Genomic DNA, 16,151 nt, shown 5'->3' with positions numbered 1-16,151 from the left:
TCCTTGAATAAAATCATTTTTCAGCAATATGACACCATCATTCTGTATAAAAAACAAAAATAAGGTCACCTTGATAGTATGGGGGTGTATGCTAATGGAAGAATATTTCCATATTATTTTTAGAACCTGTTTTTTATATGTGTTTATTATCATCGTCTTTCGATTGATGGGTAAACGAGAAGTGGGTGAGCTATCTGTCATCGATTTAGTTGTATTTGTTTTAATTGCAGAAGTGGCTGCCTTTGCATTAGATGATTATAAAAATCCTCTTTTTAATGCTATTCTACCCATTATTATTTTGCTTTGTATACAAATATTAAGTGCTTATTTATCGTTGAAATTCAAGGGAATCCGCGACCTAGTTGACGGTGATCCAGCATTACTAGTAAAAGACGGTGTGATTTTAGAGAGTGAAATGCGGAAACACCGTTATAATTTAGATGATTTATGTCAGCAATTACGAGAAAGTGGTATCGCCTCTGTCTCCGATGTTGCATTTGCCTATTTAGAACCTTCGGGCAATCTTTCCGTTTACAAAAAAGATGAAAAACCATTTGTTTATCCATTGATTATTGACGGAGATATTCAAGAAAGACATTTATTAACGATGCATAAAGATGTGGAATGGTTGAAGAATGAACTAGCTAAAAATAATATTACAGATAGTGAGACAGTGTTTTTTTGTATTTGGGAAGACGAGCGACTGTATATCCAATTAAAAGAAAGCTAAACTTTCTTTGCTAATTTACGGATATAGCGGAAATCCGTTATACGTAATTGATTGGTAAATAATAAACTCGTAAATAGTAAAAATAATGTGACACAGCTATTTAAAATAAATGGTAGTGATAGTAATGGCATAAGGAAGTACTGGGCGATACAAACGGCAATAAAGCAACTATAAGGTACGACAAACATTCTAAAGCCTGCTCGTAAGTTTTTCCGTTGTCTAACAGTTGCTATATGCAAGAAAGACGTCATTAAAACGCCAAAGCCAATAGCTACCACAGCCCCTTTTTCTTGAATACCGGGCTGAGAGGCAAGTACAAACATAACAAATAATTTTCCTAGGCCACCATAGATAGAGTTCATCATCGCAGCCCGAGCTTCTCCAATTGCCTGAAGGATGGAGTGTAAAGGGCTTTGAATATAATAAAAATAAAAAATGGGGGCTAAAATTTTTACGTAACCACGATTTTCTTCTAAATGGAAAAGCTTCATAGCCAATTCATCACCATGTACAAAGAAATATGTAGCGGCAAAACAGCCCACTAAAGAAGATAATCGTAAGGAAACCGAAATCCGCTCCTGTAGCAAAGAAGTGTGCTGACGAGCGACGGCATCACTGACCGCTGGAATAAGAACAATCGATAAAGCTGTTGACACAAACGCAGGAAATAGCAGTAATGGCACTAACACACCTGAGATGACACCGTATAGAATGGTAGCTGCAGATGCCGTTAATCCTGCCACTGTTAAAGCTTTCAAAAAGATGATTGGTTCTAAAAACCAAGTGAAAGAACCAAAAAGCTTACTGCCTGCGGAAGGTAGTGCTATACGGAGCATTGGCGATGAAGGATACCCTTCGATTTTTGTTTTGCGCGGAATTAGTTTCTTTTTTGAAATTATATAGTGCAGCCATAAATAGAGAAATGCTACTACCTCTGCAGCAAGCGTAATACCCATTGCAGCAGCTGCCGTCACAGCAGCATTATTATAGTTAGCCACATATGGAAGCATTAGTGTAATAAAGCTAATACGCACCACTTGTTCAATCATTTGTGACCAGGCGGTCGGTGTAATTTTAGCGATTCCCTGTAAATAAGCGCGTAATAAACCAGATCCTACTGATACTGGTACGGCAAAGAGTGCAATCCATAAGGTGAAAGTTGTATGTTCATTATGTAAGAGTGTCGTAGAAATATATGGTATAGTAAGTGCAACGAGTGGCATAAAAACGATCATGCCAATAAATGACCAAAGAATAGCAGTACGCATGACGCCAAATATGCTTTCGCGTTTATTTTTTGCTAGTAATTCTGCCACAATTTTAGCTACAGCAATAGGTAGTCCAAGTTGAATGAGTGAGATGAAGAAAATAAAAGCTGGATAGACGGTCATATAAATGCCGACTGCCTCTTCACCAGCAATTCGCATAAATTGCATTCTATAAAAGAAGCCAAAAAGTTTAGATAAAAAAATGACAAACATTAAAAATAAAGTACCCCGTACAAAAGAACTCATGCCATCCGTCCCTTCTCAAGCCGCAAAAATTCATTTACACTATTTGTATGCAAGCATGTCTTACGTTACGACTTTGATTGGAGATGATTCAAAATGAGTATGCAATATGAGCAACTATTTGAAAAAATTCGTCCTGCAATTGATAGTAAGATAGCAGAGTTCAAGTATTTTCATTATGATGCTATAACGGCAGAAGAGCTTTGGCGGTACTGTGTTGAAAAAAAATGGCGGAAAAAGAAAGTAGATCAACTACGCTTATATGAGGTGATTGCGACCATATTCTCGGTATCACCATCTGATATCGTCTCATTTAATCAAGTAGAGTTTTTACAAAGTGATAATTGGTTTGAAGAACTGAATACAGAAGAATTACAATTACTGCTTGGTCCAGTCAGAACATAAATGACGATGTGTCAAATTTTGCAAGAATTCAAAGAAACCTATATGTGTTGAATTGACACCAAGCGCAACCTGTTTCATAATAAGTGTGTTGCGCTTTTTTTATTTTGAAAAACTGTTTACTTACATAAACCGCCCATGCGATGTTACTTGCATTAGGAAGGTTAGTACCTAATAATACAAAGATAAACTTGCGCGTTATGAACGAATGAAATAAGTGAAGCTACCTTTTTGAGACACAGGTAACATGATTCTAAGAAAAAGGAGGATTAATCGTTTCAAAAGGTATTGCTAGTTACTTGTTTGGCGTGTAAGGACAACCCTTACACCATTTCGAGGAGGATTTTCAATGAAACTAAAAAGTCGTATAGTTGCATTCCTATTAATTCTTGTGCTTTTGGTAGCAGGAATTAGTACGACTGTAAACGGCGTCTTAAAGGACATTAAGCTTGGTCTTGACTTACAAGGCGGGTTTGAGGTTCTTTACGAGGTAAATGAATTAAAAGAAGGACAAAAAATCACGCCGGAAGTTGTGGCTGCTACGGCAACAGCCCTTGGTAACCGTGTCAATGCGATTGGTGTTAGTGAACCAAGCATTCAGGTTGAGGGAGAAAACCGTATCCGTGTGCAATTAGCTGGTGTTGAAGATCAGGAATCTGCACGTAAGTTACTATCTACTTCTGCGAATTTAACATTCCGTGATGTGGATGATAATTTATTATTAGATGGGAATGATTTAGCGGAAAATGGAGCTAGTGCTTCCTTTGACCAGCAAAATCGCCCAATCGTATCTTTAAAATTAAAAGATGCGAAAAAATTTGCAGATGTAACAAGTAAAATTGCTGCGAAACCTGTAGGACAAAATTTATTAGTTGTATGGTTAGACTTTGAAGAGGGTGTTGATTCCTATAAAGCGGAATCACAAAAAGCGAAGCCTCGCTATTCATCAGCAGCAACAGTTAGTCAAACGTTAAATACTACAGACGTTATGATAAGTGGTAATTTCTCTGTTGATGAAACAAAAAATTTATCAGGAATTTTAAATGCAGGGGCACTACCTGTTAAGCTTGATGAAATTTACTCCACTTCTGTTGGTGCTCAGTTTGGTGATGAAGCACTGAAAAGTACCATTTTTGCAGGTATTGTCGGCGTAGTAATTATTTTCTTATTCATGTTATTTTACTATCGTTTACCAGGCTTTATTTCCATCATTACACTTGTTGTATTCACTTTCTTAGTCTTGGTTGTATTTGATTGGATAAACGCCGTATTAACGCTTCCGGGTATTGCTGCTATTGTACTCGGTATAGGGATGGCTGTGGACGCCAACATTCTAGCAGCAGAACGTATACGAGAAGAGCTTCGAGTAGGGTATTCTGCTAAACAGGCGTTCCAAATTGGGTCTAAACAATCTTTATCAGCGATTGTCGATGCACAGTTGACGACTCTATTAGCAGCGGGCATTCTATTTTACTTCGGGACAAGCTCTGTCAAAGGATTCGCAACTACATTAATTATTAGTATTTTATTGAGCTTCTTAACAGCAGTTTGGGGTTCTCGCGTTCTATTAGGAGTCCTTGTTAACAGTGGCTATTTCAATAATCCAGCATGGTATGGTATTGCCAAATCAAAACAACATAGTTTAGATGAAAACATTGGCACATTAGATTTATCAACGAAATTTGATCGTTTCGATTTTGTTCACAACCGTAAGAAATTTTATACATTCTCTTTAGCCATTTTAGTGGCTGGGATAGTGGTTATGGGTATTTTCCGTCTAAACCTTGGTATTGATTTCTCTAGTGGTACACGTATTCAAATTGAAGCAGAACAAACGTTAACACAAGAAGAAGTAGCAAAATTCGTTGATAGCATTGGTTTCCCTTCGGAGGATATTGTCCTTTCAGGAGAAAAGAGTACATCTGCAGTTGTACGTTATAAATCCGATTTATCACAAGCAGATATTTTAAAATTCCAAAAAGAAACAACTGATAAATATGGTCATAAACCTACTGTAAGTACGGTATCGCCAACAGTTGGTAAGGAATTGGTGAAAAATGCTATTAAAGCATTGGCACTTTCAGCACTAGGAATCATCATTTATGTAGCAATTCGTTTTGAATGGCGCATGGGCATCGGTGCAATTGTTTCATTATTGCATGATGTATTCTTAATCGTTGCCGTCTTTAGCTTCATGCGTTTAGAGGTAGATATTACATTTATTGCGGCTGTGTTAACCATTGTTGGTTACTCCATTAATGATACGATTGTTACCTTTGACCGTATGCGTGAAAACTTAGATCGTTATGATACAATTAATGACCGTGAAGTATTGGCGAACATTGTAAATAAATCATTACGCCAAACAATGGGACGTTCTGTTAATACAGTCCTAACAGTTATTATTGTTGTTATAGCTTTATTAATTTTTGGTGCACCATCTATTCAAAACTTCTCGATCGCGTTATTGATTGGTTTAATTACAGGTATGTATTCTTCCATCTGTATCGCAGCTCAAATCTGGTATTCATTAAAAATTCGTGAAATGAAAAAATCAGATGGGCAGCTACACAAGAAAGAGAAAAAACAATGGGGTACAGACGAACCTACTGTATAATTTAAATGGGCAGGGGTAGAAAACAAATTGTTTTCTATACCCTGCTTTTATGATGCAAAAAAATCTGCTGGCTTTCTAAAAAGCAGCAGATTTTCTTTCTTATATTTTAAATTGTTGAAGTAATGTTTGTAGCTGCTGGGCATGTTGACTTAACTCCTCAGCGACCGCGTTCACTTGCTGCATTGTTGCGACTTGTTCATCAACAGACTCACCAATTATTTGTGAATTGCTGGCTGATTGATTTGATACACTAGCTATTTCCGTGACAGAGGCTGCAACCTGTTCAGCACTGGCGGAAATTTCCTCAGATGTAGCAGATATTTCTTCAATTTGCTCAGTAAATGCAGTCACGGCTGATGTGATGGAGTAGAAAGCATCCCCTGCCTCGTGAATTTTATTTACGCCATCTTTTACAGACGCTAGTCCATGATCGACGGCAACTGCAACATTGCGTGTATCTGTCAGAATTTCTTTTGTAATGGCAACTATTTGATTGGCAGACTGATTAGATTCCTCAGCAAGTTTACGTACTTCATCAGCTACTACTGCAAAGCCCTTACCGTGTTCCCCAGCTCTTGCCGCTTCAATTGCCGCATTTAATGCCAGTAAATTTGTTTGCTCTGAAATGGCTGTGATAACGGTTGTAATTTGTCCAATTTCTTCTGATTGTTTACTTAACTTTTCGGTTAATGTAGCAATTTCAGAGGTAGCCACAGAAATGATAGACATTTGTTCTTTCGCTATGGAAATAGTTGTTCCTCCTGTTTGTGCGAGCTCAGTCATACTTTCTGCATTGGAATGAAGGCTTTGTGTCGCTTCTGCAATGCGTTGGACACCGGCTGCTGTTTCATCCATTGCTACAGCACTTTGCTGTGAAGCACTAGCGGATGAAACGATATGTGTTGAGTTTTCTTGAATTCGTTGGGCAATATCATCAGAAGTCGCCGTCACTTCCTCCGTGCTAGCAGATAGCTCTTCAGAGACAGCTGATAGGTGGGAGGCACTATCTTGGATGTTTGACATTAATCCTGTTAGATTGTGCTTTAACGTATTGACAGCCACGGCTAGTGTACCAATTTCATCTTTTGATTGGTGAGTCAGCTCATCAATCGTTAAATCTCCTTGTGCTAATGTATCAGCCGCTCCAATAGCCTGACGCAATGGCTGGACAATCGATCTTTTAACAAAAAACATAAAGTATACGCCAATAACGACACTAGCCAATAGTAGCGTGATGGAAATAATAATTGCTCGTGCAACCGTTTGATTAACTTCAGCATCAACCTTTTGAAGCTGTTCATTATGATACTCTAACATTTCCTTCGTCAATTGGAAGATTTCCTTATTATCTTTTGTCACATCATTATTTATGTAAGAGAGTGCTAAATCTACATTCCCATTATTGAAGGCTTGGACCGCCTCTTCGGAATGAGTAAGTAAATCTTTTTGTAGTGCTGTGATTTGCTGCATGATATTTTTTGTGTAATCAGAACGAACAAGCGTAGAAAGTTCATTCACCGATTCTGGTAATAGCTTTTCATAGCGCTCTAAATTAGCTTTAGCTGTCTCATCATTTTGATTTAAAATATAGGAACGTAAAAATAAACCTTGCGATGCGAGTTCTTGCTGAATTTTCACTGTTAATTGCATTTGAACTATACGATGTTGCAGCACTTCTTCTAGATCATTTTGCGTAGCTTTAAATTGAAGAAAGCTCACAATGCTTGAAATGAAGAGTAAACATGTTAATGAAATGAAGCCCAGATTTAGTTTTTTACGAACGGACATAGACGTTCCTACCTTCTTTTGTTATATAGAAAAAATAAATGTTCTGAAATTACTATAGCTTGATATTTTTACAAGGTCAATACTCAGAAAATTTTCAATAGCAGGAGTGGTATTTCCTTTTTAAGGAATTTCAAAAGGGTTATATACCTATATAAAAAGCTTCTGAAATCCATGTCAACCACTTGGTTCTTCAAAATTGATTGACAATTGTATTTGTTTGTCATAGAATTAAGGCTAACTTTTTGTTCGGTCAAGGTAGAAGGCTACGGGAGCGTGGTCAGCCTAAGAACAGATGAGCTGAGTTTAGATGAGAATAGCTGAGAAATTGTTGAATAAGAGTAGTAGCATAGGTGTGCAATATAGAGAGTCAGTGGCTGGTGAGAACTGATTTGTAGCTTATGTGAATGGACTTATGAGAGTCGCCTTTAAAAAAGCGAACGTGAATCCCCACGTTATAGGGAATGCTTGAACGATATATGGCTATAGCTATCTAACTGATTAGCTATGGACGTAGCAGGAGCAGGCATTAAAGTGAGAGCAATATGCTCTAATATGAGGTGGCAACGCGGTCATGATCGTCCTCTGCAATTAGGAATAATCCTTTTTGCAGGGGATTTTTTTATTTTCATTCAACAGTGCAATTTTTCTTCATTCGACTAGACATTAGCTAAAGGAAATCTTTGGAGAAGGAGATTGAAAGCTATGCAAACAATGAGTTCAAGAACAAAAATGAAAACCATCAATGGCGATTCTTTAACACCGATTTTAATTTTTAGACGTTTACAAGGTAAGCATAAATTTCTGCTGGAAAGTTCAGCCCAGCATGAGGGTGCGGGAAGGTTTTCCTTTATCGGTGCGAATCCAAGAAAAACATATAAAGGTGTCGGGCAAGAAATTCAGGAGTATTCCTATCAAACAGGAAAAACCTATGTCCATAAAGGTGAGCTCTTTGCTCTACTGAAAAGACTCATGCCACGCATTTCCCATACGACTGAATTTCCGTTCTCTGGTGGTGCCGTTGGTTATATAGGTCATGGAGGAACATCGATGCTGCCAACCGATGAAAAGGATCTCCCAGATGTTCATTTTCATGTCTATGAAACAATCATTATGTTTGACCATGTAACGGATGAAGTGACACTGATTCATACAAATATAGATGTGGAAAAACAAGAGCCTGACTTGGAGGATTTAGCCCAACAGTTGTTACAGGGGCATGCAAGTGAAGAAGCAACTTACATCTATCAAACGCTTGATACTTCTACACAGGATCAATTTACAAATGCTCTACAAAACATTCAACGTAATTTACAAGGGGAAATGACAAGAGTCGTATTACCGAAGCGCTATATGGCAAAGTTTCAAGGAGACGCTTTTTCGTTATATAGACAGCTCCGTAAAAAAAAGCCAGCTGCCTATATGTATTATGTAGAATTTGAAGATTATGTAGTTTTAGGAACATCTCCTGAAAGTCTAATACGAGTGACAGGAGAACGAGTAATTGCAACCCCGACAGAGGGAACATACCCACGAGGAGGAACGAAAAGCGACGACTTAGAAAATGAACGAAAACTATGTAATCATCTAGAGATTAGAAAATCACATGCCCTCCTTGTGAGCGCAGTGCAGAAAGAGCTACAGTCAGTTTGTTTTCGGGATTCCCTTCAGGTGATTGATGCTATGCGTATTGAGAGATCGAAGCAAGCTTTACACATGACTTCTAGAATAGAGGGACGTCTGTTGCCAATGCTTCATGCCCTTGATGTATTAGCAGCAATGCTACCACCATATTCAACTACAGGGATACCTAAGGAACAGGAAACCTATTATTTGGAAAAATGGCATCATAATGCGGGTATTTTTGGCGGAGCTCTCGGCTTCATTGATTTTAATGGGCAGTTGGATTTTGCTTTAGCTGGGCAATCCATTGTGGTGAAACAGACAATGATGCATTTGCAATCGACCATTGCGGTTACAAAATATACGGACGTATTAAGAGTTTTACAGCAGGTGGAAGAGGAAGAACGAGTATATTTACAGTTATTGGCGAATAATGGAGGGCAAAACGAATGAAGCATTTACAGCGGAAAGTGTTGCAAGGAGAGCATTTAATGTATGAAGAAATGCTGGAGGTGGCGCAATGGATATTTCAGGATGACACCCCTAAAGATGAAATCGCAAGCTTTTTAACAGCCCTATCTATAAAGGGGGAGACGGCTCATGAAGTAGCGGCATTAGCAACAACTATGCGGTCATTTGCCCGTGATGTCCCGGTAAAAGAAGGGGATTACATGGATAATTGCGGTACTGGTGGTGATGGTCTTCATACATTTAATATCAGTACTGCCTCTGCATTCGTGCTAGCGGGAGCTGGTGTTAAAATCGCCAAGCATGGAAATCGTAAAATTTCGTCTTCCTCTGGCAGCTCGGACGTTTTAGAGGCATTAGGCATTCATACAGATATGACAATTCCACAAACGGTAGATTTATTGGAGAAAGAAGGCATTGCTTTTTTATATGCACCGAATATCCATCCTAAACTAAGAAGGATTGGGGAGGTGCGACGTGCACTAGGTCGACCAACCATCTTTAATCTAGTTGGCCCTTTAACAAATCCTGTAACCCTTTCAACACAATTTACAGGCATTAATCGTCCCCATTTTGTCATGGAGTATGCTTCTGTTCTACAAATGCTAGGACGGGAGCGTGCCATTGTAGTATCAGGTCCTCAAGGGCTAGACGAAGCTTCCTTAGCAGGGCAAAATACATTGGTTTTACTAGATAAAGGAGATTTGATTCCATTCTCATTGACCGCAGAGGATGTCGGTCTTCGCTCGGCACCATTAGAGGCCATTCGTGGTGGCAATGCTGATGAAAATGCGGTAATAATGAAAAAATTATTGGCTGGGGAGCAGAGTGCCTACTTAAATACGGTATTGTTAAATGCCGGAATTGGATTATTCGGTTATGGTCAGGCAGAAACGATTAAAGAGGGTGTGGCTATGGCGAAAGACAGTATTAGCAGTGGGCGAGCCCTACAAAAATTAGCAAGGGTTGTAGCTTATAGTGAGCAATTAAAAGGAGTGAAGGTTGGACAATGAATATTCTTCAAAAAATACTTCAGCAAAAGAGGATAGAGGTAGGAGCATTATTAGAGCAGCCTGATCCTTTAGCGAATTTTTCAGAACAGCAACGCCCTTCGTTATTCCAATCATTACGGCAAGCAAACACATTGCAAGTGATTGCTGAAATGAAACGTGCTTCACCTTCCAAAGGGTTAATTGCTGGTGGGGCAGACCCAGTTGCCCAAGCAAAAGTTTATGCTCAGGCAGGAGCAGCAGCTATTTCTGTATTAACGGACAAGGAATTTTTTAAAGGTTCCTTTGAAGATTTAGCTGCAGTTGCTCGTACTGTGGATACGCCACTTCTTTGTAAAGATTTTATGGTGGATCGAGTGCAAATTCGATTTGCGAAGGCAGCAGGCGCATCAATAATTTTATTGATCGTGGCAGCATTAACGGATGAAGCTTTACGTGATTTATATAGCTACGCAACGAGCTTAGGCTTAGAGGTTTTAGTGGAAGTGCATGATAGTGAGGAGCTCGAACGTGCCCTTGCAGTCGATGCGAAATTGATTGGCGTTAATAATCGAGATTTACGCACTTTTGAAGTCAATTTACAGCGAACAAAGGAGATTGCAGAAGCCTTTCCGTTTGATGAGGAACATCTATTAATTAGTGAAAGTGGTATTTGGTCGCAGGACGATGCGAAACAAGTGGCGGCTATGGGCGCTAGTGGCGTTCTTGTTGGAGAAGCATTAATGCGGAGCGGAGATGTAGGGCTAGCACTCAGACGTTTACAAGTTCAAACCGAGGAGACGTCAGTATGACAAAGGTTAAAATTTGTGGATTACAAAAATTAGAACATATCCAAACAGCAATTCATGCTGGTGCAGATGCTGTGGGCTTTGTTTTTGCACCAAGTAAACGTCGTGTATCCATTGAACAAGCACAGCTGTTAGCAAAGCAAGTGCCACAAGGTATTTTGAAAATTGGTGTCTTTGTCAATCCAACTCCTGCTGAATTACAGGAAGCGGTTGAGCGAGTGCCTTTAGATTACGTGCAATACCATGGAGAGGAAACAGCAGCATTCATTGCTGAACAAGGTTATCCGGCTATAAAAGCATTATCTATACGGACAAAAGAGGATGTGCAAGCCGCTGCTAATTATCAGGTGGACTATTATTTATTCGATGCCCCTGGGACTGATTTTAAGGGTGGAAGTGGTCGAACTTTTGACTGGAATTTACTTGATGAAGTGGGAATTCCACGAGAAAGATTAATACTTGCTGGTGGATTGAAGGCGGAGAATATTGAAGGAGCCATTACAGATGTAGACCCTCACATGGTGGATGTATCCAGTGGTGTAGAAACAAATGGCATAAAGGATCATAAAAAAATACGGACATTTTTACAAATGGCAAAGAGGGGGCATAGATAATGACAGTTTCGATAGCCAATAGTGTACCAACAAAGGATGGGCGGTTCGGCCAATTTGGTGGGCGGTTTGTACCTGAAACATTAATGACAGCCTTGCTAGAATTAGAGACTGCTTATGAGGAAGCGATAAAAGATGCAGCGTTTACAGAGGAGCTATCCTATTATTTAAAGGACTATGTGGGACGTGAAACCCCGCTTTATTTCGCAGAAAATTTAACAAAGAAGCTTGGTGGAGCGAAAATCTATTTAAAGCGTGAAGATTTAAATCATACAGGTGCTCATAAAATTAATAACGCGATCGGCCAGGCCCTCCTTGCCAAACGAATGGGGAAAAAGAAAATTGTTGCGGAGACAGGAGCTGGGCAACATGGAGTAGCAACGGCTACCGCTTGTGCCTTATTAAATCTTGAATGTGTAGTTTTTATGGGCGCTGAAGACATCAAACGTCAGCAGTTAAATGTTTTTCGTATGGAGCTACTTGGAACGAAGGTTCAGTCGGTGGAAAGCGGGTCAAAAACTTTAAAGGATGCTGTAAATGCTGCTTTGCGCTACTGGGTAACAAATGTGGAGGATACGCATTATATTTTAGGCTCTGCGTTAGGCCCACACCCATTTCCAAAAATTGTCCGGGACTTTCAGCGTATTATCGGGGTAGAAACAAGGACACAAATTTTGCAAAAGGAAGGTCGTTTACCAGATGCAGTTGTAGCTTGTATTGGTGGAGGTAGTAATGCAATTGGCATGTTTCATCCATTCGTTGACGATGAATCAGTTGCCTTATATGGTGTAGAGGCAGCAGGAAGTGGTCTTGAAACGGGGCGGCATGCTGCAGCCATTGCAGGTGGACAATTGGGTGTATTACATGGTGCTTACATGTATTTATTACAAGATGAAAATGGCTTTGTTCAAGAAGCACACTCTATTTCAGCAGGATTAGACTATCCAGGAAAAGGGCCGGAACATTGTTATTTACATGAGATGGGTCGAGCGCAATTTGACTCTATCACAGATGCTGAAGCATTAGAAGGCTTACAATTATTAAGTCGAACAGAGGGCATACTTCCCGCACTGGAAAGTTCCCACGCTATTGCTTATACAGCAAAGCTTGCTAAAACTATGCCGAATGACAGCATTATTGTGGTGTGCTTATCTGGCCGAGGGGATAAAGATGTACACACGGTTCGTGCGGCACTAGGGGGGGATCTGAAATGACGACTTTACAACAGGCGATTGACCAGACAAAGCTTGCAGGACATAAGGCTTTTATACCGTATATGATGGCAGGCGATGGGGGATTAGAAACAGTCAAGCCAACGATCTTAAAGCTACAGCAGCTGGGTGTAACAGCTATTGAAGTAGGCATTCCCTTTACAGACCCTGTTGCAGATGGTCCAACAATTGAACGGGCTGGAGAACGAGCATTAGTAGCGGGTGTAACGTTGAGGAAAGTATTACAAGCTCTCGCTTCATTTAAAGAGGAAATAACTGTCCCATTAGTCATCATGACTTATTTTAATCCCGTATTAGCATATGGCTTGGAGGCTTTTGCTCAAGCTTGTGTAGCTGGAGGAGTCAAAGGAATAATCGTACCCGATGTGCCATTAGAGGAAAGTGGGATTTTACGAGAGGCCTTAAATCCACATAGCATTGATGTCATCCAGCTTATATCATTAACAAGTCCTCCTGAACGCATTACTCGTATTGCTGCTGCAAGCCAAGGATTTGTTTACGCAGTCACTGTAAATGGAATTACAGGGGAACGATCCAATTTTGCTACTAATTTAGAACAACATTTTGCAAGCTTGCGTCAGGCAAGTCCAATCCCAGTACTAGCGGGATTTGGCATTTCAACGCCAGAGCAAGTGAAAAGTATGGGAATGTTGGGAGATGGGGTCATCGTTGGAAGTGCCGTTGTGACAGCCTTACATGAAGGCAGGATGGAAGCAATAGAAGCATTAATAGCCGCTTCAAAAGGCATTTATGAAAAGTCTACTCTTTACTAGAGTGGGCTTTTTTGCTGTGTAGTGGATAGCGTGGGGGGGAGTGATGGATAGAAGGGTCAAAGTGACGGATAGCAAGGGGAAAGTGACGGATAGAAGGAGCAAAGTGACGGATAGCAAGGGGGAAGTGACGGATAGCAGGAGCAAAGTGATGGATAGCATGCTGAAACAGAGACATAGCCTTACTTGGATAAAACTATCAATCTTACGGATAGTGCGTATCGTGTAGAATTTCGGTATAATAGCTTTCGTAAGGAAGTGAGAAGATGATTCTATCGAAAAAAAGATGGCAAGTGGAGCGCCCAGACGTAAATCTTGTACAAGCATTACAAAATGACTTACAACTTTCTGCGATTGCAGCAAAAATTTTAGCAGCGCGAGGCTGTGAAACAACAGCTGATGCAGAAAGCTTATTAAATATGACAGAAGCGAATGTCCATGACCCTTTTCTCATGCACGGTATGACGGAAGCGGTGGCACGAATTGAGCAAGCTCTTGATAATGGAGAGAAAATTTTAGTCTACGGCGATTATGATGCCGATGGTGTGACAAGTACGACGGTCATGCTAAATGTTCTATTAAATCTTGGTGCTGATGTATCGTTTAAAATACCGAATCGTTTTATTCATGGTTATGGGCCACATGAGGCTCTTTTCAGGGAAGCATATGAGGAGGGTGTGCAGTTAATTATCACTGTGGATAATGGGATTTCGGGGATTGAACCTATTCGTGTAGCGAAGGAGCTTGGGCTGGATGTCATTGTGACCGATCACCATGAACCAGGGGAGGAATTACCACCAGCAGATATCATTTTACATCCACGTATACCTGAAGGGCATTATCCTTTTGGAGAGCTTGCTGGTGTAGGTGTAGCTTTTAAGCTTGCACATGCTCTATACGGAGAACTACCAACTCATTTATTAGAATATGTTGCGATTGGCACGGTGGCTGATTTGGTGCCATTAGTGGATGAAAATCGTTATCTCGTTAAACGAGGGATAGAGGAAATGCGTCGTTCTCTTAGTCCATGGGTACAAGCCATGTGTGATATTGCGAGTACGGAGCAAGCAAAAATTAATGAGGAAACGATTGGCTTTTATTTTGGTCCACGCTTTAATGCAGTGGGGCGTCTCGGTGATGCATCGCCAGGTGTCGAATTATTAATGGCAGAGGATAGCGCAAAGGCAACAGCATTGGCCAAACAGCTAAATGCCTGCAATACCGAGCGTAAGGATATTGTCAAAAGTATAACGGATGAAGCCATTGCCCTAATTGAAGCAGAGAAGAAAATTAGCGATTCTTTAGTCCTTGTTGTAGCAGGAGAAGGCTGGAATGCAGGGGTTGTAGGAATCGTTGCTTCACGTCTTGTTGAACAATATTATCGTCCGACGATTGTCCTTTCACTTGACCCTGATAAAGGCACAGCAAAAGGCTCTGCACGCAGTATTGAAGGCTTCCATTTATATAATGAATTGGCCAAAAATCGTGATATTTTACCTCATTTTGGGGGCCATCCGATGGCAGCGGGGATGACTTTATCAATTGAGCATGTGGATGAACTACGGTCACGCTTGGATACACAGGCAAGAGCATGTTTAACAGAAGAGCAGTTAACACCTGTGGTACACATCGATATCCCTCTAAGCCTAGATGAAATTTCTGCAGATGCTATTGAAGAAATATCAACACTTGGCCCGTATGGTACCGATTTTCCGAAGCCAGTTTATGTGCTTGAGGACGTTGAAATATCTTCGATGCGAAAAATTGGAGCAGCTGAGAACCATATAAAAATGGAATTAACGAATGGCTATGACAAATTAGATAGTGTTGGTTTCCATAAGGGCCATTTACATGATGAATTAACGTATGGCATAAAAGTGTCCTTTATTGGTGATTTGCAAATTAACGAGTGGCAGGGTCGTAAAAAAGCTCAATTTATGATTGAAGATGTTCAAACCACTGAATGGCAGCTTTTTGATATTCGTGGTATTCGTCAAACGGCTCGCTGGCTCAATACAGTGCCAAAGGAAGAGGCGACATTTATAGCCTTTCGTCCAACAACACTGACCTATTATCAATCGTTAATTGATGTTCCTATAATAGTCGTTGATCCAACTCTTTCAAACATCGGACAAAGTGAATATATTGTTCTTTTAGATTTGCCTGAAAACATTCAAAAGCTAGAAGAGGTTTTACAGAAGACAGCCCCTTCACGCATCTATGCGCATTTTTATATGCCAGATTCACAATACTTTAATGTTTTACCTACCCGAGAGCAATTTGCATGGTATTATAAATTCTTGAAAAATCGACCAGCATTTCCACTTGATATGCATGTAGCGGACATAGCTAAGCATACTGGATGGCCATTAGAAACATTAAAATTTATGACACAGGTGTTTTTTGAGCTTGATTTTGTTAAAATGGAGAGTGGACTGACGACTGTCAACGTGGATGCTCCAAAACAAGCATTGACCGAGGCACCGTCGTACAAACAACGTTCAGAACAGATTGAAATGGAGCAAATGCTTGTCTATGCTCCTTATATAGAATTAAAACAATGGTTTGATGAACGAATACATGACTAGACGAATACGTTTCGTA

12 protein-coding genes and 1 other annotated feature are annotated in these 16,151 nt (G+C 40.1%); of the genes, 10 read left to right on the top strand and 2 right to left on the bottom strand.

The features are described from left to right. Positions 1-94: 94 nt before the first annotated feature. Complete coding sequence (locus MKX57_RS16760; protein ID WP_043990784.1) at positions 95-730, top strand: DUF421 domain-containing protein; 636 nt, start codon at positions 95-97, stop codon at positions 728-730. Here the strand turns inward: MKX57_RS16760 and MKX57_RS16755 are convergent. Beyond that, positions 727-2,244, bottom strand: a complete 1,518-nt coding sequence (locus MKX57_RS16755) for an oligosaccharide flippase family protein (RefSeq protein WP_089986682.1) — start codon at positions 2,242-2,244, stop codon at positions 727-729. The genes MKX57_RS16760 and MKX57_RS16755 overlap by 4 nt on opposite strands. Positions 2,245-2,337: 93 nt before the next feature. Here MKX57_RS16755 and MKX57_RS16750 point away from each other — a divergent pair, with 93 nt between their 5' ends. Together MKX57_RS16750 and secDF are read left to right on the top strand one after the other, a co-directional pair. Beyond that, entirely contained in the window at positions 2,338-2,646 is a 309-nt protein-coding gene (locus MKX57_RS16750) for a post-transcriptional regulator (protein WP_008181166.1), read from the top strand. A 346-nt stretch (positions 2,647-2,992) separates the two neighbouring features. Further along, a complete protein-coding gene (gene secDF, locus MKX57_RS16745) occupies positions 2,993-5,260 on the top strand; it encodes a protein translocase subunit SecDF (RefSeq protein WP_107922051.1) in 2,268 nt (755 codons plus the stop codon). Positions 5,261-5,359: 99 nt separating this feature from the next. Here the strand turns inward: secDF and MKX57_RS16740 are convergent, their stop codons facing one another. Beyond that, the gene (locus tag MKX57_RS16740; protein WP_342550429.1) at positions 5,360-7,048 is read right to left on the bottom strand and encodes a HAMP domain-containing methyl-accepting chemotaxis protein; all 1,689 of its coding nucleotides are present in this window, start codon (positions 7,046-7,048) and stop codon (positions 5,360-5,362) included. A 319-nt stretch (positions 7,049-7,367) separates the two neighbouring features. Beyond that, positions 7,368-7,634, top strand: a binding site (T-box leader). Positions 7,635-7,750: 116 nt separating this feature from the next. Here MKX57_RS16740 and MKX57_RS16735 point away from each other — a divergent pair. The 7 genes from MKX57_RS16735 (at position 7,751) to recJ (ending at position 16,135) form a co-directional block, all read left to right on the top strand. After that, the gene (locus tag MKX57_RS16735) at positions 7,751-9,121 is read left to right on the top strand and encodes a chorismate-binding protein (protein ID WP_342550428.1); all 1,371 of its coding nucleotides are present in this window, start codon (positions 7,751-7,753) and stop codon (positions 9,119-9,121) included. Continuing rightward, complete coding sequence (gene trpD / locus MKX57_RS16730; RefSeq protein WP_090002903.1) at positions 9,118-10,149, top strand: anthranilate phosphoribosyltransferase; 1,032 nt, start codon at positions 9,118-9,120, stop codon at positions 10,147-10,149. The genes MKX57_RS16735 and trpD overlap by 4 nt, the downstream gene beginning before the upstream one ends. Next, on the top strand, positions 10,146-10,937 hold the full coding sequence (trpC, locus tag MKX57_RS16725) for an indole-3-glycerol phosphate synthase TrpC (protein ID WP_008181109.1): 792 nt from the start codon (positions 10,146-10,148) through the stop codon (positions 10,935-10,937). The genes trpD and trpC overlap by 4 nt, the downstream gene beginning before the upstream one ends. Next, positions 10,934-11,548 (top strand): phosphoribosylanthranilate isomerase, encoded by a 615-nt coding sequence (locus MKX57_RS16720; RefSeq protein ID WP_090002904.1) that lies wholly within the window; start codon positions 10,934-10,936, stop codon positions 11,546-11,548. Before trpC ends, MKX57_RS16720 begins: the two co-directional genes overlap by 4 nt. After that, a complete protein-coding gene (gene trpB / locus MKX57_RS16715; protein WP_008181105.1) occupies positions 11,548-12,759 on the top strand; it encodes a tryptophan synthase subunit beta in 1,212 nt (403 codons plus the stop codon). The genes MKX57_RS16720 and trpB overlap by 1 nt, the downstream gene beginning before the upstream one ends. Then, positions 12,756-13,550 carry a tryptophan synthase subunit alpha gene (trpA, locus tag MKX57_RS16710; protein ID WP_090002906.1) on the top strand — a complete coding sequence of 265 codons (795 nt, stop codon included), beginning with the start codon at positions 12,756-12,758 and terminating at the stop codon, positions 13,548-13,550. Before trpB ends, trpA begins: the two co-directional genes overlap by 4 nt. A gap of 263 nt (positions 13,551-13,813) precedes the next feature. Next, positions 13,814-16,135 carry a single-stranded-DNA-specific exonuclease RecJ gene (gene recJ / locus MKX57_RS16705; protein WP_342550427.1) on the top strand — a complete coding sequence of 774 codons (2,322 nt, stop codon included), beginning with the start codon at positions 13,814-13,816 and terminating at the stop codon, positions 16,133-16,135. Positions 16,136-16,151: the final 16 nt, after the last annotated feature.

This window comes from Lysinibacillus sp. FSL M8-0216, from assembly GCF_038595555.1.
Classification (GTDB): domain Bacteria; phylum Bacillota; class Bacilli; order Bacillales_A; family Planococcaceae; genus Lysinibacillus; species Lysinibacillus fusiformis.
The sequence above is the reverse complement of the archived record's forward strand: the minus strand, read 5'-3'. Positions and strand labels throughout refer to the sequence as shown.

Bases quoted from the DNA above. Each gene is read 5' to 3' on its own strand.
- MKX57_RS16760 (WP_043990784.1), top strand. From the start codon at position 95: ATGGAAGAATATTTCCATATTATTTTTAGAACCTGTTTTTTATATGTG.
- MKX57_RS16755 (WP_089986682.1), bottom strand. From the start codon at position 2,244: ATGAGTTCTTTTGTACGGGGTACTTTATTTTTAATGTTTGTCATTTTT.
- MKX57_RS16750 (WP_008181166.1), top strand. From the start codon at position 2,338: ATGAGTATGCAATATGAGCAACTATTTGAAAAAATTCGTCCTGCAATT.
- secDF (WP_107922051.1), top strand. From the start codon at position 2,993: ATGAAACTAAAAAGTCGTATAGTTGCATTCCTATTAATTCTTGTGCTT.
- MKX57_RS16740 (WP_342550429.1), bottom strand. From the start codon at position 7,048: ATGTCCGTTCGTAAAAAACTAAATCTGGGCTTCATTTCATTAACATGT.
- MKX57_RS16735 (WP_342550428.1), top strand. From the start codon at position 7,751: ATGCAAACAATGAGTTCAAGAACAAAAATGAAAACCATCAATGGCGAT.
- trpD (WP_090002903.1), top strand. From the start codon at position 9,118: ATGAAGCATTTACAGCGGAAAGTGTTGCAAGGAGAGCATTTAATGTAT.
- trpC (WP_008181109.1), top strand. From the start codon at position 10,146: ATGAATATTCTTCAAAAAATACTTCAGCAAAAGAGGATAGAGGTAGGA.
- MKX57_RS16720 (WP_090002904.1), top strand. From the start codon at position 10,934: ATGACAAAGGTTAAAATTTGTGGATTACAAAAATTAGAACATATCCAA.
- trpB (WP_008181105.1), top strand. From the start codon at position 11,548: ATGACAGTTTCGATAGCCAATAGTGTACCAACAAAGGATGGGCGGTTC.
- trpA (WP_090002906.1), top strand. From the start codon at position 12,756: ATGACGACTTTACAACAGGCGATTGACCAGACAAAGCTTGCAGGACAT.
- recJ (WP_342550427.1), top strand. From the start codon at position 13,814: ATGATTCTATCGAAAAAAAGATGGCAAGTGGAGCGCCCAGACGTAAAT.